The sequence below is a fragment of the Streptomyces sp. CNH287 genome (assembly GCF_000424825.1).
In genome coordinates this window covers 622,764-643,682 of sequence record NZ_AUKQ01000003.1, presented here as the reverse complement: position 1 = coordinate 643,682, position 20,919 = coordinate 622,764, and the positions used below count along the sequence as shown (strand labels likewise).

The window sequence follows — 20,919 nt, the reverse complement described above, 5'->3', positions numbered from 1 at the left end:
CTCGGACTTCCGGTACGTCTCGGTCCTGAGCTGAGCGCATCTACGATCCCCCTTTCAACCAGGAAAGCCTCGACCGGCCGGTGGCCTAGAACATCGGCGCGGCACTCGGGGCGCGCAGTGAGCCCAGGTGCTTGTGCCAGAGGTGGTCCGGGTTCTCCTCGACCTGCTTGGTGATTTCGCGCATCGCCGCCAGCGCCTTGGGCTCCTCGTCGTCGTACACGTCGCCCTGGAGCATCTTGAGTACGTCGAGGCGGTATCGCGGGTCCTGCACGAAGGCGGTGAAGAGGATGTTCAGCCGGTAGTAGATCGAGATGAACTCGTACCAGTTGCTGACGGCGCGGCGGATCTTGCCCTCGTAGTTGCTGAACATCTCCTTGCGGAAGTCGCCCTGCTCCGCGGCGGCGATGATCTCGCCGGAGATCAGCCGGGCGCTGTTGAGCGCGACGCTCACGCCGCTGGAGAAGATCGGGTCGACGAAGCGGGCCGCGTCGCCGATGGTCGCCCACTGGTCGCCCACGATCTGCTTCATCGCGTAGCTGTAGTCGCCCTCGGTCTTGAACGGGCGGACCTGGTCCGACTTCTCCAGCGCCTCCTTGAGTTCGGGGCGGCTGCCCACGCACTCCCAGAAGAACCCGTCGAGGTCCTCCTTGGACGCCTTGAACTGCTCCTTCTGGGTGACGACGCCGATGCTGGTGATCGTGTCGGTGATCGGGATCTGCCACACCCAGGTGTCGGTGACCGGCAGGAAGTGGATGAAGATGTAGTCGGCCTGTTCCTTGTTGACCGACAGGGCCGTGCGGTCCAGGTTGTCGAACCAGGTGTGCACGGCGTACTGGTTGAAGACCGGGTCGGACACCTTCAGCTTGAGCTGGCGGCCGAGGAAGGTGTTCCGGCCGCTGGCGTCCACGACCATGCGCACGCGCACCGAGGTCTCGGTCTTCCCGATCGGGAAGATGATCCGCGGGTTGGTCTCCGAGAAGTCGACGCGCCGGACCCGTACGCCCTGGTACACCTTGGCGCCGAGCGAGGCGGCGTGCTGGAGCAGCATCAGGTCGAACTTGGCGCGGTCCACGTGGTACGTGTAGTCCTGGGTGACGCCGAGCTGCTCGCGCTCGTGGAACTCGATCTCGGCCGCGCGGAATCCGTGCGACATTCCCTCGAAGCCCATCGTGGGAATGTTCTGGTCGCTGGCCGAAGTCCAGGCCGCGCCGTACTTCTTGGGGAATCCGGCCGTCTCCATCTGCGGCAGGAATCCGATGTCGTCGAGGACCGGGGTGGTCGCGGGGATCAGGGACTCGCCGACGTGCTCGCGGGGGAAGATGTCCCCCTCGAAGATCACGCAGTTCAGACCTGCCTTGGCCAGGTAGGACGCGATCGCCGACCCGGCCGGTCCGCCGCCGATGATGCCGATATCGAAGTCAACTTCAGACACAGCCCAGTTCTCCTTTTCAGCTTTCATTGACCTGGAACAGCGGGAAGTACGAGTCGAGATTTCCCTCGGTGTAATCTCGCGCGAGCTGGGGGATCTCGTCGAAGTCGTAGATCCGTTGACCTTGGAGGTCGAGCATCCAGCCGGTGCTCTCCTGGAATTCCATGATCTCTTCGATGTCGTGGTAGCGGCAGGCGTGCGTGTGGACGTGGATGTGCCGCTTGATGCACTCGTTGGCGCGCATCGTCTCCAGCCGCATGCCGTGCTTCCAGCCGACGGTGGTGAGCACGCCCTGCCGGCCGAGGGCCCGCAGGGTGGCCCGGTAGACGGGCTTTCCGATGTTGTCGATGATGATCGCCGCGCCCCGGCCGCCGCTGATCTGGGCGATGGCGCGCAGGAAGGCGCGCTCCGACTCCCGGTAGCGCTGCCGGTACCCGGGGTCGTCCATGCGCTCTTCGTCGTAGTTCAGATCCGGGAAGAGCCGGCGGTCGACCGGGATCATGCCCTTCGCCTCGATGTCCGCCAGCCGCTTCGGGCTGGCCGAGGCCATCGCGACGGCGAAGCCGTCCCGCCGCGCCAGCTCCAGCTCGGCGATCGTGACGCCGCCGCCCCAGCCGAAGACCAGCGGCTGGTGCTCCATGTCCTGCGGCCGGACGGGCACCTGGGAGCGGTAGCAGCCGTAGGCGACCTTCCAGTTGTCCCAGGCCGTCCAGTAGCGGCCGTAGGAGGCGGCCCACTGCTGGGTGGTGAACCTGGTGTCCGGCCGCAGCGGGGTCAGCAGGTGCTCGCGGATCTTGGTCTGCAGAGCCAGGACGCCCACGGTGCCCGGCGCGTCGTAGGCGTGCACCAGCTTCACGTAGCCGAGTTCGTCCGTGCGGGCGAACGCCTGCATCAGGCAGAGGTCGCCCTCCTTGACCCGGGTGACGTCCCGGCCCGTACGGACCACCCGTACGACGCCGAAGTTCCCGATGACCATCCGGTCCTCGCCGCGCTGGCGGCACACGTCGACCGGGGTGCGCTCCAGCGCGTGGCCCATGTTCGCTTCCCAGGAACCGAACAGCGGCTCGACGAGCGCCTCGTTCCCGGTGACGTCGGGAAACGTGTACTTCTCCCGACTGAGTTCTCCCGGTACGGGATTGTCAACGGCCATGTCGGCCGGTCCTGCGTGCAATACCCAAGCATCGGTCGTTATCACCTGCACCCGGCCCCTCGATAATCCGGAAGGTCATCATTCGACTCGCCGCGATTCCCTGTGTGTGGCAGGGCCTCGATATGACCAACATAGGGAACTGCCGGGGCGTGCGCTTCCCTCGCTCTGATGAATTCAGCGGGCGCAACTAAAGGATGAGGGTTCGTCCTTAGGGCGGAGTCGGGCGCTCCCCGCGGGCCGCGCCGACGGCGTGCACCCCGCCGTCCGCGTGCACGATCTCGCCGGTCACGGCGGGCATCCAGTCCGAGAGCAGCGCGCAGACCACACGGGCCACCGGGGTGTGGTCGCCCAGGTCCCAGCCCAGCGGCGCCCGGTGCGCCCACGGGCCGCTCACCTGCTCGGAGCCGGGGATGCCCCGGGCGGCGGCGGTGAGCAGCGGGCCGGCGGCGACGAGGTTGACGCGGGTGCCCTGGTCGCCCAGTTCGGCGGCCAGGTAGCGGCAGCAGGACTCCAGACCCGCCTTGGCCACGCCCATCCAGCCGTAGGAGGGCCACGCCACCGTGGCGTCGAAGTCGAGGCCCACCAGGGAGCCGCCCCCGCTCGCGGCCAGCAGCCCGCCCAGTCCGCGGCCCAGCGCGACGAAGGAGTACGCCGAGACCTGCACCGCCGTCGCCACGTCCGGCCATTCGGCGTCCAGGAAGCCGTCGCCCATGATGTGCCCCGGCGCGTACGCCACCGCGTGCAGGACGCCGTCGAGCCGCCCCCAGCGCGCGTCCAACTCGGCGGCGACGGCCGCGAGGTGGTCCTCGCGGGTGACGTCCAGCTCCAGGACGTCGGGGGTGGCCGGCAGCCGGCGCGCCACCCGCTCGGTGAGGCGCAGGCCGCGTCCGAAGCCGGTCAGGACGACCTCGGCGCCCTGCTCCTGTGCCAGCCGGGCCACCCCGAAGGCGATCGAGGACTCGTTGAAAACACCGGTGACGAGAATTCGCTTGTTTTCGAACAGCATGGATACGTCTCCCACTCCCCCGCAGCCGTGCACAGCGGGCCCGAGAGTAGCAGTGGATTCCGGCGTGGCCCTCTCATCATTTCGGACCAGTTTTCGCCGGGCCAGGCGCCCGAATTCATCGCGGAGGAGGAAGAGAAGGCACTGCGGCGGCCGTTAGTCTGGCGGCCGGACATCCCCGCTATGGACGTTGTTTCACTGGAGGCCGCAGTGTCGAAGATCAAGTATCTTTCTTCCGAGTATCTGGCGGAGTTGGAGAAGCGGGGCAGCAGAATGCCGGAGAAGGCCGGTACGGACGTGGACATCCAGCACCTGATCCGGGAGGCCCCGGACGGCGGCGAGATCCACTACTACTTCAAGATCCGCAGCGGGCAGCTGGTCGAGGCGCGCCTCGGCATGCTGGAGGACCCGACCTGCACCCTGAAGCTGTCCTACGAGAGCAGCGTCAAGATGACCAAGGGTGAACTCAAGCCGCTCTCCGGGCTGGTGACGGGCAAGATCCGTCCGGGCGGTGACGTCGCGAAGCTGCGCTCCAGCGCGCCGACGCTCTCCACGCCGGAGTTCAAGGCCATCTCGGACGAGGTGCACGAGCTGACCGACTACTGACCGGCTGTCGGCCGATCGCTCCGGACGGCTGCCGGAAGGCTCCGCCACCCACCGGTGGCGGAGCCTTCCGCACGCGCGGGACGCGGCACCGCGGCGCCCCGGTAGTCTGCACCCCCTGCACAGGAATTCCGGAGCTGGAGGGCATCCACGGAGCATGAGCATCGTCGCCGGACTGGACAGCTCGTCCGCCTACACCCGCGTCGTGGTCTGCGACGCCGACACGGGCGCGGTCGTCACGCAGGGGTACGCCGAGCACTCCGGTGAGCGGGACGACCCGCAGTCCTGGCTGCTCTCGCTCGGCGAGGCGGCGGGCGCCGGCCAGCTCGCCGACGTACGCGCCATCGGCGTCGCCGCCCAGCAGCAGGGCGTCGTCGCCCTGGACTCCGAGGGGATGCCGGTCGGGCCCGCGCTGCTGGGCAACGACCGGCGGATGCAGACCTCCGCCGCCGACCTGACCGACGCGCTGGGCGGCCGGTCCGCCTGGGCACAGGCGGTGGGCGCCGTACCGCAGGCCGCGCACCCCGTCTCCAAGCTGCGCTGGCTGGCGCGCCACGACCCGGCGACGGCGGCCCGGATCACCGAGGTGCTCCAGCCGCACGACTGGCTGGTCTGGCAGCTGCTGGGCCGCCCCGAGCGGCGTACGACGGACCGGGGCGACGCCTCGGGCACCGGCTACTGGTCGGCCGCCCAGCAGAGCTACCGCCCCGACCTGGTCGAACTGGCCCTGGGCCACCAGGTCGCGCTCCCCCAGGTGATCGGCCCGGCGGACACCGCCGGGCACACCCCGGAGGGCCTGCTGATCTCCGCGGGCACCGGCGAGACGATGGCCGCGGCCTTCGGGCTGGGGGTCGGCATCGGTGACGCGGTGGTCTCCCTGGGCGCCTCCGGTTCGGTCTTCGCCGTCCACCACGAGGCCCTCGCCGACCCGACCGGCACGATCACCTCGTACGCCGACGCCACCGGGCTCCACCTGCCCGTGGTACGGACGCTGAACGCGGTGCGGGTGCTGCGCGGCACGGCCGAGCTGCTGGGCACCGACCTCGACGGCGTCTCCGAGCTGGCGCTCAAGTCCACTCCCGGGGCGTCCGGGCTGGTGCTCCTCCCCTACCTGGAGGGCGAGCGCACCCCCGACCTCCCGCACACCGCGGGCTCCCTGCACGGCCTGCGCCGCGAGAGCATGCGGCCCGAGCACCTGGCGCGGGCCGGGCTGGAGGGCATGCTGTGCGGCCTGGCCGACGCGCTGGACGTGCTCCGCGCCCGCGGCGTCCAGGTGCGGCGGGTCTTCCTGCTGGGCGCGGCGGCCGACCTCCCGGCGGTGCAGTCGGTGGCTCCCGGGATCTTCGGGGTGCCGGTGAAGGTCCCGCAGCCCGCCGACTACACGGCGCTGGGCGCCGCGCGCCAGGCCGCCTGGGCACTCGCGGGCGGCGGCGCGCCACCGGCATGGCCCGCCGCGGCGTGCCAGGACTTCGAGCCGGGGGACGAGCTGGCGGTGGGGCAGGCGATCCGGCAGCAGTACGTGGCGGTGCGCGAGGAGGCGCACCCGGGCGCGTTCGAGCAGGCGTCGGCACCACCGGCGCAGGCGTACGGCGCGCAGGGCTACGACGGCCAGGCCTACGACGCGCGGGCCTACGACGGCCGGCAGGCCTTCGGGCAGCAGGGTTACGACGGGCAGCAGGGCCACCCGGGGCAGGGCCACGACGGCTGACCCCAGCCGCGCGGCCCGCCCGCTCAGTCCAGGTAGCCGCGCAGCTGGTCCGCGAAGGCGTGGTCCCGCAGCTTGCTCAGCGTCTTGGACTCGATCTGCCGGATGCGCTCGCGGGTGACTCCGAAGATGCGGCCGATCTCCTCCAGCGTGCGCGGACGCCCGTCCGCGAGCCCGTAGCGCAGCTGGACGACCTTGCGCTCCCGCTCCCCGAGCGTGGAGAGCACCGCCTCCAGGTGCTCGCGCAGCAGCAGGAAGGCGGCCGACTCGACCGGCGAGGGCGCGTCGCCGTCCTCGATGAGGTCACCGAGGTTGACGTCGTCCTCCTCGCCGACGGGCGCGTGCAGCGACACCGGCTCCTGCGCCAGCCGCAGCACCTCGCTGACCCGCTCCTCGGACAGGTCGAGCTGCGCGCCGACCTCCCCGGGCGAGGGCTCGTAGCCGCGCTCCTGGAGCATGCGCCGCTGTACCCGCACCACACGGTTGATCAGCTCGACGACGTGCACGGGCACCCGGATGGTGCGGGCCTGGTCGGCCAGCGCGCGGGACATGGCCTGGCGTATCCACCACGTCGCGTACGTGGAGAACTTGTAGCCACGCGCGTAGTCGAACTTCTCGACAGCCCGGATCAGGCCGAGGTTGCCCTCCTGGACGAGGTCGAGCATGGTCAGGCCCCGGCCCACGTAGCGCTTGGCGACGGAGACGACGAGCCGGAGGTTGGCCTCGATGAGGCGGCGCTTGGCCATCCGGCCGAGCACCACGACCTTGTCCAGGTCCAGGGCGAGCTGGCTGTCCAGGCTGGTGGCCGTGGACAGCCGCTCCTCGGCGAAGAGCCCGGCCTCCACCCGGCGGGCCAGGTCGACCTCGTCGGCGGCGGAGAGCAGCGGGATGCGGCCGATCTCGCGCAGGTACTGCCGGAACAGGTCGGCGGAGGGACCACCGCCCGCCCCGGTGCCGGGCTTGGGCGGCGGGGGGCCGTCCAGATCCGGTTCCGGATGGCCTGCTTCGGGCGGCGCCGCGTCCGGCTGCGCACGGGGAGCGGGGGGCGAAGGGCTGGGGGGCGATACGGGGACCGTGGGTGCGGCGGGGACCGCACTCGTGAGGGTCTGGGTCTGCACGGGGGCGACCTCCAAGGTGATCGCTGCCGGTTCGGGGGCGGCGTGCGGTACGGGAGCGTTCGCGGCCACGCCGCGCTCCGTCCCGTGAACGATGTGCGGATCCGCGGAGGGCTGTGGCCCCTCCCGGCCAGCACCGCCGCGCTCCGATGACTCAGGCACCGCCCACCAGTGTGGGGTACGACACACTCCCGCCACGAGAGTCGTGCGCCCGGTTTTTTCCCGCACGGCGCCGGGCCGCGCGGGGCCCGGCGACGCGCCCTGGTGCCGTCGCCCGCGCGCGACGGCACCGGGTCACCTGCCCGCGGTCACCGGGCGGTGGCCGCCTCCGGCTTCTGCGCGCTGGTGAGTCCGTATCTCCACAGCTGGTCCACCCGGCTGCTCTCGGCCGCGTTGGGGCGGGGGTTGGTGCAGGAGGGTCCCGCGCCGCCGCCGGACATCAGCTCGCTGCACGGGCCCGAGTAGTGGTCGGGCAGGCCGAGGATGTGACCGGTCTCGTGCGAGACGATGCGCAGCGGCGCGTACTGCTGGGCCTGCCGGTAGTCGATGACGATGTAGCCGCGCCCGTGTCCGTCGGTCGAGGCGTAGCTGCCGCGTCCGCTGTTGGCCTCGTAGTAGGAGAAGTGGCCCTGGCCGCTGGTCTCCTGGAGGGTGACGTTGGAGACCGCCGCGTTCCAGATCTGGGTGCTCTGCGCTATCTGGCTCTGGAAGCTGGGCGCGCCGCTGTCGTTGTAGGTCACGGTGACGGCCTGGAAGCCGGGCTCGGCGTCCTGCTGGCGCTGCGCGGCCTCCCGTACCGCGTCGATGAACGCCTCCTGGTCGAAGCGGTCGGCGTGCCCGTGCCGCCCCGCGCCGTCGCCGCTGGTGTACGCGGCGGTGGCGGAGCCGTCCGCCGCCGCTGGGGGCGCGGTCGCCGTGGCGGGGGCGGCGGCCAGACTCGCGACCGCCAGTCCGAGGCCGAGCACGGTGGAGAGCACAGTCCTGGTGTGGTTCACAGGGATGGTTCCTCTCGTCGCCATGGGGGATGGCCGCAGACCGACGGGGGTGCGAGAGGTGCGCTCCGGCGCCGTCCGCGTCTCGTGGAAGTCCTGCTTCCGCAGAGTGTCGGGGCGGCGGGGGCGGGGCGGATGATGTCAGCGGGCGATAGGGCGGCCCTAGCTCCGGTAAGGGCGGCCCGCCCGCTGCGGGCAGCCCCGGCGCTCGGCCGTGCGGCGCCGCCTACAGCGCCGCCGCGCCGCGCTCGCGCAGGCCGCGGCCGTACTGCTGAAGCTCCCACAGCTGTGCCCGCAGCGGTGCCGAGCCCTGCGTGTCGTGGCGGGCCTCCAGCCTCCGGGCCGCGCCCTCCAGCTCGGCGATACGGGCATCGACGGCGGCCAGCCGGACGGTGACCAGCTGCATCCCCGCGTAGATCTCGTCCGCCGTGCGGGCGCTGTGCAGCGGTTCGACGGCCAGCTCGGTGACCAGCGTGCGCACGGTGTCGTCGGGCGCGGCGTCGCGCACCCGGACCAGGAAGCCGTCGTCCGCGCCGGTGACGCCCCCGGCCGTCTCGACCGCCTCGCGGATCACCGCGTACGGCGGGGCCGTGAACTCGTCCGCGCCGTAGGCGTCGAACGCGGGGGCGACCAGCTCGGGCCGCTGGAGGGCGAGCTTGAGCAGCTCGCGCTCCACCCGGTGGGCGGGGCTGCGGAGGTTGAGCGCGGGGCCCCGGGAGGACGGACCCGTCCGCTCCGGTGCCGCCTCGCGCGCGGACCCGCCCGGCGCCGCCGCCGCACGCCCCGCGCCGCCCGCCGCGCCGCCGGGCCGGGACGCGCCGCGCTCGCGCGCCCACCGGGCGAACTGCGCCACCCGCTTCACCACGAACTGGGTGTCCAGGATGCCCAGCAGCCCGGCCAGCCGTACGGCGTGCTCGTGCTGGATGGCGCCGTCCTTGATCCGCGCCACGATGGGCGCGGCCTCCTCCAGCGCCGCCGAACGCCCCTCGGCTGTCTCCAGGTTGTGCTGTTCGACCACCGACCGGATGGCGAACTCGAACAGCGGCGTCCGGCTGTCCACCAGCTCCTTGACCGCCGCGTCGCCCTCGGCCAGCCGCAGGTCGCACGGGTCCATTCCGCCGGGCGAGACGGCGATCCAGGTACGGGCGGCGAACTTCTGGTCGTCCTCGAAGGCGCGCAGCGCGGCCTTCTGCCCGGCGGCGTCCCCGTCGAAGGTGAAGACGACCTCGGAGCGCGAGTTGTCCAGCAGCACCCGCCGGAGGATCTTGACGTGGTCGCTGCCGAACGCGGTGCCGCAGGTCGCGATGGCGCCGGTGACCCCGGCGAGATGGCAGGCCATCACGTCCGTGTACCCCTCGACGACGACGGCCCGGCCCGCCTTGGCGATCTCCCGCTTGGCGAGGTCGATGCCGTAGAGGACCTGGGACTTGCGGTAGAGCGGGGTTTCGGGCGTGTTGAGGTATTTGGGCCCGTTGTCGTCCTCGCGGAGCTTGCGGGCACCGAAGCCGACGACCTCGCCCGTGATGTCCCGGATGGGCCACAGCAGCCGGCCGCGGAAGCGGTCGATGGGGCGGCCCGAGCGGCTGTCCTGGGCGAGGCCGGAGAGGATCATCTCCTTGTCCGAGAAGCCCTTGCCGCGCAGGAACCGCACCAGGTGGTCCCAGCCCGCCGGCGCGTAGCCCACCCCGAAGTGCTCGGCCGCCTCCGGGCCGAAGCCGCGCTCGGAGAGGAACCTCCGGCCGATCTCGGCCTCCTCCCCGGCGAGCTGCTCCACGTAGAAGCGGGCCGCGACGCGGTGTGCCTCCACCATCCTGGTGCGCTCGCCCTGCTGGCTCGCGCGGCCGTACCCGCCCTCCTCGTACCGCAGGGTGATGCCTGCCTGGGCGGCGAGCCGCTCGACCGCCTCGGAGAAGGAGAGGTGGTCGATCTTCCGCACGAAGTCGAGGGTGTCTCCGCCCTCCTGGCAGCCGAAGCAGTGGTAGAAGCCCTTGCTGGGGCTGACGGTGAAGGAGGGGGACTTCTCGTCATGGAACGGGCAGAGGCCCTTGAGGTTGCCGCCGCCCGCGTTCTTGAGCTGGAGGTACTCGGAGACCACGGCGTCGATCGGAACCGCGTTCCGTACCGCCTTCACGTCCTCGTCGTTGATCCTTCCCGCCACGGAGGAAGTCTACGGCTCGCCGCCGACAGCCGGACGGCCGCCCGGCGGCTCGGCGGGAGAGGCTCAGCGGGGGCGGGCGCCCGAGAGGTCCCGGGCGAGGACGACGTGCGGCCCGACACCCTCGATGACGAATTCCTCCCCGTACACCTGGAAGCCGTGCCGCTCGTAGAAGCCGCGGGCGCCGGTCCGGCCGTTGCACCACAGCAGCCCGGCGCCGCGCACCCGCACCTGCTCCGTCCCGGCGCGCAGCACGGCCGCGCCGTAGCCCCGGCCGCGCACGGGGGCGGCGCTGGCCATCCCCCGGATGCGGTACGCCAAGACCCCCGGGACCCCCGGGACGGCGGCGGGCGGCGCCTCCGGGGAGAAGCTGCCGCAGCCCAGCACCCGCGCACCCGGGCCGTCGTAGGCCGCGAGGTGGAACGCGCCGGGCTCGCCGTCCTCGGGGAAGGCCGCCGCCGCGGGCGGTCGCCCGGGCAGCAGCACCTCCGCCCGCAACGCGATGATCTCCGCCACCGGCACCACTTCGGTCCGCACCGTCATGCCCGCCACCCTACGAAGGCCCCGCACTCACCCGCCCGGCCCCCGTCAGGCTCGCGGCGCGGGCAGTTCGGTCAGCGGCACGTCCGGGTCGGCGAGCGCCCGCCGGTCGACCGGGCGGCCGGAGCGGATCAGGTCCTGGATGGGGTCGGTGACGTCCCAGACGTTGCAGTTGAGCCCGGCCAGCACCCGGTCACCGCTCAGCCAGAAGGCGATGAACTCGCGCTTGGCGACGTCCCCGCGGTGGACCACCTGGTCGTACGAGCCCGGCGGCGCGTATCCCGAATACTCCAGCCCGACGTCGTACTGGTCCGAGAAGAAGTACGGCACCCGGTCGTAGCGCACCTCCTGCCCGAGCATGGCCCGCGCGGCGGCCGGACCGGAGTTGAGCGCGTTGGCCCAGTGCTCGACCCGCAGCCGGGTGTGCAGCAGGCTGTGCTCGACGGCCGCCGCGTCCCCGGCGGCGAAGATGTGCGGGTCGCTGGTGCGCAGCGAGCCGTCCACGGCGATGCCGCCTCCGGGCCCGGGCGCCAGCTCCAGGCCGGCCGACTCGGCGAGGCCCGTGCGGGGCGCGGCGCCGATGGCGGCGAGCACGTCGTGCGCCGGGTGTTCCTGGCCGTCGTCGGTCTGCACGGACGACACCACGCCGGCGTGCCCGCCGATCCCGGTCAGCCGGGCCCCGAAGTGGAAGCGCACCCCGTGCTCCCGGTGGAGGTCGGTGAAGAGGGCACCCAGTTCGGGGCCGAGCACGGTGTGCAGCGGCCCCGGCTCGGACTCCACGACGGTCACCTCCGCGCCGTACCCGCGCGCCGCGGCGGCGACCTCCAGCCCGATCCAGCCCGCTCCCGCGATCACCAGGTGGCCCTGCTCCCGGCCACGCGCCGCCAGGACGCCGCGCAGCCGGTCGGCGTGCGCGAGGCGGCGCAGGTGGTGCACCCCGGCGAGGGAGGTGCCGGGGATCTCCAGCCTGCGCGGCTCCGCGCCGGTGGCCAGCAGCAGCATGTCGTAGTGGACGCGGGTGCCGTCGCCCAGCCGGACGGCCTTGGCCTCCCGGTCGATGTGGACGGCGGGCTGGCCAAGGTGCAGCTCGATGTCGGCGCTCGCGTACCAGGCGGGCTCGTGGACGAAGACGCTGCTGCGCTCGTCGGTGCCGATGAGGTAGCCCTTGGAGAGCGGGGGACGTTCGTAGGGGTGGTCGCGTTCGTCACCGATCAGGATGACCCGGCCGCTGAAGCCCTCCGCGCGCAGCGTTTCCGCCGCCTTGGCTCCGGCCAGGCCACCGCCGATGATGACGAACGTCCGATGTGCGTCGACCACTTGATGCCTCCTCGCTGTCACGCGCTCCCCCGGTGTTTACCCGATACCGTTACAGGGAGCGTCCCGCATCGGCTGTGCTGCGGGAAGAGGCAAAGGAGTGGAGTACGGGCGGCGGCTCTCGCGCTACGCCCGTAGATTCCCTGGCGGGATGGGCGGTCGGCTTGCGACGCCTGGCACGCGCCCCTCGGCCCTTCGGGCCGGCGGAGGCCCCCATGCCCTCTCCCTGGCATCGCCGGGAGGTGCCCCTTGCGTTGTCGGAGCCGCCCACGTACGTCCGGTGCGAGGACGTGTCCATAGCCTTGCGAACACGCTCGGCCTGCGGAGACCGGGAATGAGGGCAGGGACGGAGTGAGCGCAGCGAACCCGCGGCCCGGGCCGGACCGGAGTTGGTGGCGGAGGGACGGCTCCCCCGAGGACGACGCTCCGCCACCACGCCACGAGGATGCTCCGTGTGAGGATGATTCGCGATGGTTTCGTGGAGAATGCAAATGGAATGTCTCATTCCGCGTCCTTCTTCCTACGGTGAGACGTCCGGCGGGTCGGGGAGGGCGGTCGCGGATGCTGCGGATCGATTTCAGCAGCGAAGAGCTGAACCAGCTGCGGGTGGCGGACGGCCCCGACCCGCTCTGGGAGGCCGCGCTCAGCCTCCACCTGTTGCAGCGGGAACAGGTGCCGCTCGCCTACGTCCCCTGGCGCCGTGAGGTGCTCGCGGGTCTCGCCCGGGCCGGGCTGACCCGGACGGTGCGGTCGCTGGCGCGCCTGTGCCCGAACGCGAAGTACTTCCCCGACTTCCTCACCCCCGCCGCCGGCAGCGCCGACGGGCAGGACCTGGAGACCGGTCTCGACCTGGTGCTCTCCACCCCCAGGACGCGGCTGGCCAGGGAGCTGAACCGGCTCTACGCCGACACCCGCGGCCGGCTCCCCCGCGGCGCCCGGCTGCTCGCCGCCGGCGACACCGAGGCGCTGGCCTGGCTGGGCGAGGCTCTGCGCCGGTACTACGCCGTGGCGGTGCGCCCGTACCTGCCTCAGATCCGCGCCGAGGCCGCCGCCGACCGGGCCGGGCGGGCGGAGGCCAGCCTGCGCGGCGGCCCGACCGGACTGCTGGCCAGCTACGGCGACCAGTCGGCGTGGCGGGCGGAGGGCGGCAGCCTGCTGGCGCCGTACCCCTTCCCCCGCGAGCTGCGACTGGCGGGGCGCCCGTTACGGGTGGTGCCGTCCTTCTTCTGCGTGCGCAATCCCGTCGCCATCGCCGACGCGGCGCTGCCGCCCGTGCTGGTCCATCCGCTCTCGCCCGCACCGGGCTGGCTGATGCGCGGGCGCGACCGGGCACCCGGCGACAGCCGCTGCGGTCCGGCCGGCGCGTACGCGGCGGACGCCGGGCAGGGCGCCCGGCCGGAGGGCGCCGGGTGGGCGCGGCGTACGGACCCGGACGGCCGCAGCCGCGGCGCCGCGCAGGGCGCGGGCACACACCCGATGGTGGCCCAGCTGATCGGCGCCTCGCGCGCCCAGCTGCTGGAGACCCTGGACGGCCCGATGACGACGACCGAGCTGGCCGCGTCCTTACGGCTGGCGCCGTCGACGGCCAGCAGGCACGCCTCCGTGCTGCGCGAGGCGGGCCTGGTCGCGTCGCGGCGGCGCGGCAGCTCCGTCGTACACTCCCGCACCCCGCTGGGCGAGGCGCTGCTCAACGGCTCACCGCGGGCGGGGTGACGCGGGCCGGGTGAGGCGCGCGTGAAGGGCGCGTGCGGAGGCGTCGGTGAGCGAGCCGATCTGGTCGACCAGGACGCGCAGCGCCGCGGTGTCGTCGGACGCCTCCTCGAACAGGGCGCGGAACTGCGGGTCCAGCCCGACGGGGGCGCGCAGCACCAGCGCGTCGGCCAGTTCGGCGAGCACGATGCGCTGCTCGGCGCGCAGGCGTTCCTGGTCGGGGCGCTGCATCACGAAGCGGTCGGCGACCGCCTTGAGCACGGCGCACTCCAGCCGCACCGCGCGCGGCACCACCAGCTCGGCCCCGTAGCGGGTGAGCCGGCCGGTGCCGTACGCGGCGCGGGTGGCGCCCTCGGCGGCCAGGCAGAAGCGGCCGATGAGCTGGCTGGTGGCGTCCTTGAGCCGGGCCTGCGCCAGGGCCGTGCCGTCGTATCCGTGCGGCCACCACTCCTGGGCGAGCAGCCGGTCGAGTGCGGCGGCCAGCTCGGCGGGCTCGGCGCCGGGGGCGTAGCGGGCGGCGACGACGGCGAAGACCTCCTGGCGCTCGGGCGCCGCGCGGAGCACGCCGGGGTCGAGGTGACCGGCGTGCAGGCCGTCCTCGAGGTCGTGCACCGAGTAGGCCACGTCGTCCGACCAGTCCATGACCTGGGCCTCGAAACAGCGCCGGGTCCCCGGTGCGCCGCGCCGGAACCAGTCGAAGACGGGCAGGTCGTCCGCGTACACGCCGAACTTCGGTGAACCGGGGTCGTCCGGACGGCCGCCCAGCGGCCAGGGGTACTTGGTGGCGGCGTCCAGCGCGGCACGGGTGAGGTTCAGCCCGACGCTCCGCGGGTGGCCGCTCTCGTCGGCGAAGCGCTTCGGCTCCAGCCGGGAGAGCAGCCGCAGGGACTGCGCGTTGCCCTCGAAGCCGCCGCAGGGCCCGGCGATCCGGCTCAGCTCCTGCTCGCCGTTGTGCCCGAACGGAGGGTGCCCCAGGTCGTGCGCGAGGCAGGCGACCTCGACCAGATCCGGGTCGCAGCCGAGCGCGGCGCCCAGCTCCCGGCCGACCTGGGCGCATTCGAGGGAGTGGGTCAGCCGGGTGCGCGGGCTGGCGTCCCAGGCGCTGGCGCCCAGGTCGCCCGGCTCCTCCCACGCCGCCGGGGCGGCGGAGACCACCTGGGTCTTGCCCGCCAGCCGGCGCAGCGCGGCCGAGTGCAGCACGCGGGCGCGGTCGCGCTGGAAGGCGGTGCGGCCCGGTCGCTTGTCCGGCTCGGGCGCCCAGCGCTCGGCGTCCGCGGGGCCGTAGGGTCCGGCGGGACCGGGTGCGCCGGAGGTGCGGGTGCTGGAGGTGCGGGGGGTGTGGTCGCCGCCCTGGGTGCCGTGCATGTGCCCGACCGTACGCCGCGCGGAGCGGCGGGCGCCGGTGTGCGGGCGGGGCGCTGCCTCGGACCGGCCCGGCGTGACGCGGGGCGACGGCCACGCACCGCCGCGACGGCCACGGCCCGGCGCCGGACGCGCGCCCGGGGGGGGCGCGCAGCACGGGAGCCTCGGCGGCGAACACCACCCCGTCCCCGGAGCGCACGGCCATCGCCGCCCGGCACACGCGCCGCTACTCCGCGCCGCCGAGGGCGAAGAGCAGATAGAGGAAGCCCGCGATGAAGTGGCCCGCGATCAGATAGGCGAAGAGGCGTAGAGCCAGCCCGCGCGGGAAGCGTCCGTCGCCGCGCTCCTTGCCCGTCGTTTCCTTCTCCATGGTCTCGTCCCGCCTCGGTTCCGGATCGGTGATCGGGTCGGTGGATCGGTCAGTGGATGCGGTGGGAGGTGCCGCTGCCGAAGCACAGCTCGGCGGCGCTGCTGCGCAGCAGGGTGTGGACGAAGAGGAGGTCGACCCCCTGCGTGGTGGCGGCGTTGATGCGGTGCGGGGTACGCGAGTCGAAGTGCGCCGAGTCCCCCGGCGCCAGCAGGTGCTCGGCCTCGCCCAGCGCGAGCCGCAGCTCGCCCGCGAGCACGTACAGCCACTCCTCGCCCGGATGCACCCGGACGAGTTCGCGCTGCGCCCCCGCCGGCACATGCACCCGCAGTGCCTGCATCGCCCGGCCGGAGCCGCCCGCCTCCCGGTAGACCCAGCCGTCGGCCTCCACCGCCTCGGCGCGGGCGGCGCGGATGACCGGCTCCCGCTCGGGGGGCGCCTCGCCCAGCAGGTCGGAGACCGTCGTACCGTAGGTACGGGCCAGCGTGAGCAGCATGGGCAGGGACGGCTGGCGGCGGCCGGTCTCCAGCCGGGACAGGTGCGCGGGCGAGAGCCCCACCCGCCGGGCCACGGTCTCCAAGGTGAGGCCCGCGGCGCGGCGCAGCTCGTGCAGGCGGGGCGCGACGGCGGGGGCGGGGGCGTCGGACGGCTCCGGCTCGGAGTCGGGCCCGGGGTCGGGTGCCATGCCCCCCATTGAGGCAGGAGCCTGCCTGCGGGGCAAATTCTTTGCCTCTGAGGCAAAGATGACAGGCGCGAGTCGACGGTCTGCGCGCGGCCGGCCCATCCGGAACTGGCACCTCACCCCGAGCGGGACGCGGCTGGGGCCGCTGAAACCGCTGAGGCGCTTTTCTGCGATCTGTCACGCGAACAGGGGGCGGCGCGAAACACAGTTGGCACATACTGACCGCATGTCACATATACCCCAGGGCGCGACATCGACGCCCGGCCTCACCGAGACGCACTGCCCGTACTGCTCCTTACAGTGCGGGATGAATCTCCAGCAGGTCACGGATGACGACGCGGACACCCCTGGCGGCCCTGACACCCCTCCCTCCGCCCCCGCCGGCGGTCACGCTCCCACCGACGGTGACGGCGGCGGCGGCCCGGTGCTGCTGAAGGTGCGCAAGCGCCCCGGCTTCCCCGTCAACCGCGGCGCCCTGTGCACCAAGGGCCAGACCGCGCCCGCCCTGCTCTCCTCCCCCTCCCGGCTCACCGGCCCGCTCGTGCGCGACCACGCCGACGGGCGGCTGCGCCCGGCGAGCTGGCCGGAGGCGCTGGACCGCACCGTCGCGGGCCTCTCGCGTACCCGGGCCGAGCACGGCGCCGACGCCGTCGGGGTCTTCGGCGGCGGCGGGCTGACCAACGAGAAGGCCTACCTGCTGGGGAAGTTCGCCCGCCTGGTGCTGGGCACCTCCCAGATCGACTACAACGGGCGCTTCTGCATGTCCTCGGCCGCCGCCGCGGGCAACCTGGCCTTCGGGCTGGACCGCGGGCTGCCCTTCCCGCTGGCGGACATCCCGCGTACGGGGTGCGTGATCCTGGTGGGCTCCAACCTCGCGGAGACGATGCCGCCCGCGCTGCGCTACTTCACCGAGCTGCGGAAGAACGGCGGCAAGCTGATCGTCGTCGATCCGCGCCGCACCCGGACCGCCGTCCTGGCGGACCTGCACCTCGCACCCCGCCCCGGCACCGACCTGGCGCTCGCCCTGGGGCTGCTGCACCTGGTCGTCGCCGAGGGCCGGACCGACCAGGAGTTCATCGACGCGCGTACGACCGGCTGGCCCGAGGCGCGCGGCGCGGCCATGGCGCACTGGCCGGAGCTGGTGGAGCGGATCACCGGGGTGCCGCGGGCCGCGCTGCGCGAAGCGGTCGCGCTCTTCTGCGACGCCGCCTCCTCGATGGTGCTGACCGCGCGCGGCCCGGAGCAGCAGGCCAAGGGCACGGACACGGTGGGAGCCTGGATCAACCTGTGCCTGGCCACCGGACGCGCGGGGCGGCCGTACTCCGGCTACGGCGCGCTGACCGGTCAGGGAAACGGGCAGGGCGGCCGGGAGCACGGCCAGAAGGCCGACCAGCTGCCCGGCTACCGCAAGCTGGCCGACCCCGCGGCCCGTGCACACGTCGCCGGGGTGTGGGGCGTGGACCCCGACTCGCTGCCCGGCCCGGGGCGCAGCGCGTACCGGCTGCTGGAGGCGCTCGGCGGCGACGCGGACGGTACCCCGGCGCCCGGCAGCGTCCGCGCGCTGCTGCTGATGGGGTCCAACCCGGTCGTCTCGGCGCCGCGCGCGGCCCATGTGGAGGAGCGCGTACGGGCGCTGGACTTCCTGGTGGCGGCGGACGTCGTGCTCTCCGAGACGGCGGCGCTGGCCGACGTCGTGCTGCCCGTGGCGCAGTGGGCGGAGGAGACGGGCACCATGACCAACCTGGAGGGCCGGGTGCTGCTGCGCCGCCGCGCGGTGTCGCCGCCGCCCGGAGTCCGCACGGACCTGGAGGTGCTGCACGCGCTGGCCGGGCGGATGGGCTGGGAGAAGGGCTTCCCCAGCGACCCGGAGGAGGTCTTCGACGAACTGCGCCGCGCCTCGGCGGGCGGCCCGGCGGACTACTCGGGCATCACCTACCGGCGGATCGCGGAGGGCGAGGGCCTCTTCTGGCCCTGCCCGGAGCGGCCCGGCGCGGGGAGCGCGGGCACGAGGGGAAGCGCGGCCGAGGGGGCTGCGATCGGCGACGCGATCGGCGACGCGATCGGTGACGCGGTGGGCGGGCATCCGGGGACGCCGCGGCTGTTCCTGGAGCGGTTCGCCACCGCGGACGGCCGGGCCCGCTTCGCGCCGGTCACCCACCGCCCGTCCGACGAGGAGCCGGACGAGGAGTTCCCCGTACACCTCACCACGGGCCGGGTCCTGGCGCAGTACCAGTCCGGCGCGCAGACCCGGCGCATCGAGTCGCTCAACTCCGCCGCCCCCGGCCCGTTCGTACAGCTGCACCCCCAGCTCGCCGAACAGGTGGGGGCCGTGGAAGGGGAGCCGGTGGCGGTGGTGTCCCGCCGGGGCCGGGCGGTGGCCCCGGCGCGCATCTCGGCCGACATCCGCCCGGACACCGTCTTCATGCCCTTCCACTGGCCCGGCGAGGGCCGCGCCAACACGGTCACCAATCCCGCCCTGGACCCGACCTCCGGCATGCCGGAGTTCAAGGTCTGCGCGGTCCGCGTCGAGGCCGTGCCGCTGGGAGCGTGACCCTGGGGCCTGTGCCGGAACGGCGCCGCGGGGCTCACTCCGGCGGCGGCGCCGTCGTCTCCTCCTCGACCCAGGCGAGGTAGTCCGCCGCGCCGTGCGTCACGGGCGTCGCGATGATCTCGGGCACCTCGTAGTCGTGCGCCGCCCGCAGGTACGCCTCCAGCGCGCCGTAGCGGGCGGTGGTGGTCTTGAGCAGCACCTGCCACTCCGGGTCGGTCTGCACGGCGCCGTCCCAGCGGTAGACGGAGGTCACCGGCCCGTTGATCTGGGCACAGGCGGCCACCCGCCGATCCACCGCCCCGCGGGCGAGCGCCTCGGCCCGCTCGGCGCTGGCGGTCGTGGTCAGTACGGTCAGGATCTCGGTCATGGGGGCAGCGTAGGGGGCCGGCCCGGCGTCCCACCGGCGCATGAGCGGACCGGCACACACGGTGCGGGTGGGCGGGTCCGCCTCCCGGTGGCGGTGGCGGTGGCAGCCGCGAGCGGCACCCTGCCGGGATGCGCTGCGGGACGCGGCGCGGCCGATTCGTTCAAGACGGGGCCGGAGCGGCGCGCCTAACGTACGGGGCATGACACCTCACGCAGCAGACGCGCCCCGCACGCCCCACGCGCCCCGGTTCGACTTCGTCGGCATGGTGGCGGCCGACATGGCCGCCACCCTCGCCTTCTACCGCCGCCTCGGCCTGGACATCCCCGCCGAGGCCGACGCCGAGCCCCACGTCGAGGTCACCGGCCCCGGCGGCGTACGGCTGGGCTGGGACACCGTCGAGGTCATCCGGACCATGTACCCCGGCTGGGAGCTGCCCACGGGCGAGGGGCGGATCGGGCTGGCGTTCCTGTGCGACGGGCCCGCCCAGGTCGACGCGGTGTACGCGGAGCTGACCGGGGCCGGGCACCGGGGCGTGAAGGAGCCCTGGGACGCCTTCTGGGGACAGCGTTACGCGGTGGTCGGCGACCCGGACGGGAACGAGGTCAGCCTCTTCGCCGCGCTCGGCTGACCGCGACCGGCGCCCGTCCCCCCGTACGCCGGGCCGCGACCCGCGCCCCTCGGCGGCGCACGCGCCGGTGCCTCACCCCGAGCGCAGCAGCCGCGTCAGCGGCAGACCCGTCAGCGCCCGGATCTCCCGGGACAGGTGCGGCTGGTCCGCGTAACCGGCGGTGAGCGCCACCTCCGCCTGCGGCAGGCCCGCCCGCGCCAGCAGCAGCGCCCGCCGCATGCGCAGCACCCGCGCCAGCGTCTTCGGCCCGTAGCCGAACGCCTCCAGGGCGCGGCGGTGCAACTGCCGCTCGCTGAGCCCGGCCTCCTGCGCCAGCTCCGCCACCGTCCGGCCCTGCCGTATGCCCCGGAGCACGGTCTCACGCACCGCCTCCCGCGCCGGGTCCGGGGCGCGGCGCGCCCGTGCGGCCACCGCCTCCAGCGCCGCCCCGGGGTCCTCGGAGGCGGCGACGCGCTCCGTCAGCCGCCGCACCTGCGCCTGCGGCCACAGGGCGTCCAGCGGCACCCGCAGGTCGCGCAGTTCGTACGCCGGTACGCCGAGCACCGCGGGGCCGGTGCCGGGCGCGAAGCGCAGCCCCGCCCAGGCGGGCCCGCGCGTGCCGGGGGCGGCGGGGGTGACGTGGGGCTGCGTGTCGGGTCCGGCGACCAGCAGGGCGCCGCCGTTCCAGAGGAGGTCCATGCATCCGTCGGGCAGCACCCGCGACTCGGCGGCGGGTGCGGCGCCGCCCGTGCGGGACCAGAGGACGGCGCCGCCGCCGAGCCGCGAGGGCGCTTCCGCGTACATGGCTCCAGCATGCCGCACGCGCACCGGGCCGCCCGGGCCGCCCGGGCCGCCCGGTGCGCGTGCCCGGGTTGCCAACGGCCGGGGGTCGGCGACGATGGACGCATGAGCGACGTCATCCGGATCGCGGAAGATCATCTGGCCAAGGCCAAGGACGACCCGCACGGGCGGAGCGCCGAGCTGGTCGTACACGACGGACCGCTGCGGCAGACCGTCATCGCGCTCTCCTGCGGCGCCGAGCTGGAGGAGCACAACGCGCCCCCGGCCGCCGGGGTGCACGTGCTGCGCGGGCGGGTACGGCTCACCGCGGCGAGCGGGAACCGGGAACTGAGCGCGGGTGAGGTGCAGAGCATCCCGCAGGAGCGGCACGGCCTGGAGGCGCTGGACGACTCCGTGGTGCTGCTGACCACGGTCACCGGCATCTGACCGCCTTCCGGGCCGCGGTGGCGCGTCCGGGCGGGGCCGC

General features: G+C 73.7%; 19 protein-coding genes. 6 read left to right on the top strand and 13 right to left on the bottom strand.

Annotated elements, in window-relative coordinates:
• Positions 1 to 85: 85 nt before the first annotated feature.
• The 3 genes from H299_RS0102755 to fabI form a co-directional block, all read right to left on the bottom strand.
• Positions 86 to 1,432: an NAD(P)/FAD-dependent oxidoreductase gene (locus tag H299_RS0102755; RefSeq protein ID WP_027747161.1), complete on the bottom strand. Its 1,347-nt coding sequence runs from the start codon at positions 1,430 to 1,432 to the stop codon at positions 86 to 88.
• A gap of 16 nt (positions 1,433 to 1,448) precedes the next feature.
• Positions 1,449 to 2,579, bottom strand: a complete 1,131-nt coding sequence (locus H299_RS0102750) for an MDR/zinc-dependent alcohol dehydrogenase-like family protein (protein WP_106965699.1) — start codon at positions 2,577 to 2,579, stop codon at positions 1,449 to 1,451.
• A 208-nt stretch (positions 2,580 to 2,787) separates the two neighbouring features.
• Positions 2,788 to 3,585: an enoyl-ACP reductase FabI gene (fabI, locus tag H299_RS0102745; RefSeq protein WP_027747159.1), complete on the bottom strand. Its 798-nt coding sequence runs from the start codon at positions 3,583 to 3,585 to the stop codon at positions 2,788 to 2,790.
• Positions 3,586 to 3,792: 207 nt separating this feature from the next.
• On the opposite strand from fabI, the gene H299_RS31805 reads away from it, so the two are divergent.
• Positions 3,793 to 4,188, top strand: coding sequence for an SCP2 sterol-binding domain-containing protein (locus H299_RS31805; protein WP_037757280.1), 396 nt, complete (start codon positions 3,793 to 3,795; stop codon positions 4,186 to 4,188).
• Positions 4,189 to 4,342: 154 nt separating this feature from the next.
• Positions 4,343 to 5,893 carry an FGGY family carbohydrate kinase gene (locus H299_RS31800; protein ID WP_078512403.1) on the top strand — a complete coding sequence of 517 codons (1,551 nt, stop codon included), beginning with the start codon at positions 4,343 to 4,345 and terminating at the stop codon, positions 5,891 to 5,893.
• A 23-nt stretch (positions 5,894 to 5,916) separates the two neighbouring features.
• Here the strand turns inward: H299_RS31800 and H299_RS0102730 are convergent, their stop codons facing one another.
• The 5 genes from H299_RS0102730 to H299_RS0102710 form a co-directional block, all read right to left on the bottom strand.
• Positions 5,917 to 7,167 (bottom strand): RNA polymerase sigma factor, encoded by a 1,251-nt coding sequence (locus H299_RS0102730; protein WP_027747158.1) that lies wholly within the window; start codon positions 7,165 to 7,167, stop codon positions 5,917 to 5,919.
• Positions 7,168 to 7,313: 146 nt separating this feature from the next.
• Entirely contained in the window at positions 7,314 to 8,000 is a 687-nt protein-coding gene (locus tag H299_RS0102725; protein WP_027747157.1) for a snapalysin family zinc-dependent metalloprotease, read from the bottom strand.
• A 223-nt stretch (positions 8,001 to 8,223) separates the two neighbouring features.
• Positions 8,224 to 10,155, bottom strand: a complete 1,932-nt coding sequence (gene dnaG / locus H299_RS0102720; RefSeq protein ID WP_027747156.1) for a DNA primase — start codon at positions 10,153 to 10,155, stop codon at positions 8,224 to 8,226.
• Positions 10,156 to 10,218: 63 nt separating this feature from the next.
• Positions 10,219 to 10,695: a GNAT family N-acetyltransferase gene (locus H299_RS0102715; protein WP_037757276.1), complete on the bottom strand. Its 477-nt coding sequence runs from the start codon at positions 10,693 to 10,695 to the stop codon at positions 10,219 to 10,221.
• Positions 10,696 to 10,740: 45 nt separating this feature from the next.
• Entirely contained in the window at positions 10,741 to 12,009 is a 1,269-nt protein-coding gene (locus tag H299_RS0102710) for an FAD-dependent oxidoreductase (protein ID WP_027747154.1), read from the bottom strand.
• A gap of 558 nt (positions 12,010 to 12,567) precedes the next feature.
• Here H299_RS0102710 and H299_RS40130 point away from each other — a divergent pair.
• Entirely contained in the window at positions 12,568 to 13,719 is a 1,152-nt protein-coding gene (locus tag H299_RS40130; RefSeq protein WP_027747153.1) for a helix-turn-helix domain-containing protein, read from the top strand.
• Here H299_RS40130 and H299_RS0102700 read toward each other — a convergent pair.
• The 3 genes from H299_RS0102700 to H299_RS0102690 all read right to left on the bottom strand — a co-directional run bounded on the left by H299_RS0102700 (position 13,702) and on the right by H299_RS0102690 (position 16,130).
• A complete protein-coding gene (locus H299_RS0102700; protein WP_027747152.1) occupies positions 13,702 to 15,081 on the bottom strand; it encodes a deoxyguanosinetriphosphate triphosphohydrolase in 1,380 nt (459 codons plus the stop codon). The two genes, H299_RS40130 and H299_RS0102700, sit on opposite strands and share 18 nt — an antisense overlap.
• Before the next feature lie 223 nt (positions 15,082 to 15,304).
• Positions 15,305 to 15,448 (bottom strand): DUF6126 family protein, encoded by a 144-nt coding sequence (locus tag H299_RS39820; protein ID WP_199782380.1) that lies wholly within the window; start codon positions 15,446 to 15,448, stop codon positions 15,305 to 15,307.
• A 49-nt stretch (positions 15,449 to 15,497) separates the two neighbouring features.
• Positions 15,498 to 16,130 carry a helix-turn-helix domain-containing protein gene (locus H299_RS0102690; RefSeq protein ID WP_027747151.1) on the bottom strand — a complete coding sequence of 211 codons (633 nt, stop codon included), beginning with the start codon at positions 16,128 to 16,130 and terminating at the stop codon, positions 15,498 to 15,500.
• 223 nt (positions 16,131 to 16,353) lie between these two features.
• Here H299_RS0102690 and H299_RS0102685 point away from each other — a divergent pair, with 223 nt between their 5' ends.
• Positions 16,354 to 18,678, top strand: a complete 2,325-nt coding sequence (locus tag H299_RS0102685) for a molybdopterin oxidoreductase family protein (protein ID WP_027747150.1) — start codon at positions 16,354 to 16,356, stop codon at positions 18,676 to 18,678.
• A gap of 34 nt (positions 18,679 to 18,712) precedes the next feature.
• On the opposite strand, the gene cutA is transcribed toward H299_RS0102685, so the two are convergent.
• Positions 18,713 to 19,045, bottom strand: a complete 333-nt coding sequence (gene cutA / locus H299_RS0102680) for a divalent-cation tolerance protein CutA (protein ID WP_027747149.1) — start codon at positions 19,043 to 19,045, stop codon at positions 18,713 to 18,715.
• Positions 19,046 to 19,244: 199 nt separating this feature from the next.
• Between cutA and H299_RS0102675 the strand changes: the two genes are divergently transcribed.
• Complete coding sequence (locus H299_RS0102675) at positions 19,245 to 19,673, top strand: VOC family protein (protein WP_051262039.1); 429 nt, start codon at positions 19,245 to 19,247, stop codon at positions 19,671 to 19,673.
• A 72-nt stretch (positions 19,674 to 19,745) separates the two neighbouring features.
• Here the strand turns inward: H299_RS0102675 and H299_RS0102670 are convergent, their stop codons facing one another.
• Positions 19,746 to 20,456, bottom strand: a complete 711-nt coding sequence (locus H299_RS0102670; protein WP_027747147.1) for a helix-turn-helix transcriptional regulator — start codon at positions 20,454 to 20,456, stop codon at positions 19,746 to 19,748.
• Positions 20,457 to 20,558: 102 nt separating this feature from the next.
• Between H299_RS0102670 and H299_RS0102665 the strand changes: the two genes are divergently transcribed.
• Positions 20,559 to 20,879, top strand: a complete 321-nt coding sequence (locus tag H299_RS0102665) for a cupin (protein ID WP_027747146.1) — start codon at positions 20,559 to 20,561, stop codon at positions 20,877 to 20,879.
• Positions 20,880 to 20,919: the final 40 nt, after the last annotated feature.

What these genes read in the sequence shown, in the direction of transcription:
- H299_RS0102750 (WP_106965699.1), bottom strand. Translation starts at nt 2,579, where the DNA reads ATGGCCGTTGACAATCCCGTACCGGGAGAACTCAGTCGGGAGAAGTAC.
- fabI (WP_027747159.1), bottom strand. Translation starts at nt 3,585, where the DNA reads ATGCTGTTCGAAAACAAGCGAATTCTCGTCACCGGTGTTTTCAACGAG.
- H299_RS31800 (WP_078512403.1), top strand. Translation starts at nt 4,343, where the DNA reads ATGAGCATCGTCGCCGGACTGGACAGCTCGTCCGCCTACACCCGCGTC.
- H299_RS0102715 (WP_037757276.1), bottom strand. Translation starts at nt 10,695, where the DNA reads ATGACGGTGCGGACCGAAGTGGTGCCGGTGGCGGAGATCATCGCGTTG.
- H299_RS40130 (WP_027747153.1), top strand. Translation starts at nt 12,568, where the DNA reads ATGCTGCGGATCGATTTCAGCAGCGAAGAGCTGAACCAGCTGCGGGTG.
- H299_RS0102700 (WP_027747152.1), bottom strand. Translation starts at nt 15,081, where the DNA reads ATGCACGGCACCCAGGGCGGCGACCACACCCCCCGCACCTCCAGCACC.
- H299_RS39820 (WP_199782380.1), bottom strand. Translation starts at nt 15,448, where the DNA reads ATGGAGAAGGAAACGACGGGCAAGGAGCGCGGCGACGGACGCTTCCCG.
- H299_RS0102690 (WP_027747151.1), bottom strand. Translation starts at nt 16,130, where the DNA reads ATGGCACCCGACCCCGGGCCCGACTCCGAGCCGGAGCCGTCCGACGCC.
- H299_RS0102685 (WP_027747150.1), top strand. Translation starts at nt 16,354, where the DNA reads ATGTCACATATACCCCAGGGCGCGACATCGACGCCCGGCCTCACCGAG.
- cutA (WP_027747149.1), bottom strand. Translation starts at nt 19,045, where the DNA reads ATGACCGAGATCCTGACCGTACTGACCACGACCGCCAGCGCCGAGCGG.
- H299_RS0102675 (WP_051262039.1), top strand. Translation starts at nt 19,245, where the DNA reads ATGACACCTCACGCAGCAGACGCGCCCCGCACGCCCCACGCGCCCCGG.
- H299_RS0102670 (WP_027747147.1), bottom strand. Translation starts at nt 20,456, where the DNA reads ATGTACGCGGAAGCGCCCTCGCGGCTCGGCGGCGGCGCCGTCCTCTGG.
- H299_RS0102665 (WP_027747146.1), top strand. Translation starts at nt 20,559, where the DNA reads ATGAGCGACGTCATCCGGATCGCGGAAGATCATCTGGCCAAGGCCAAG.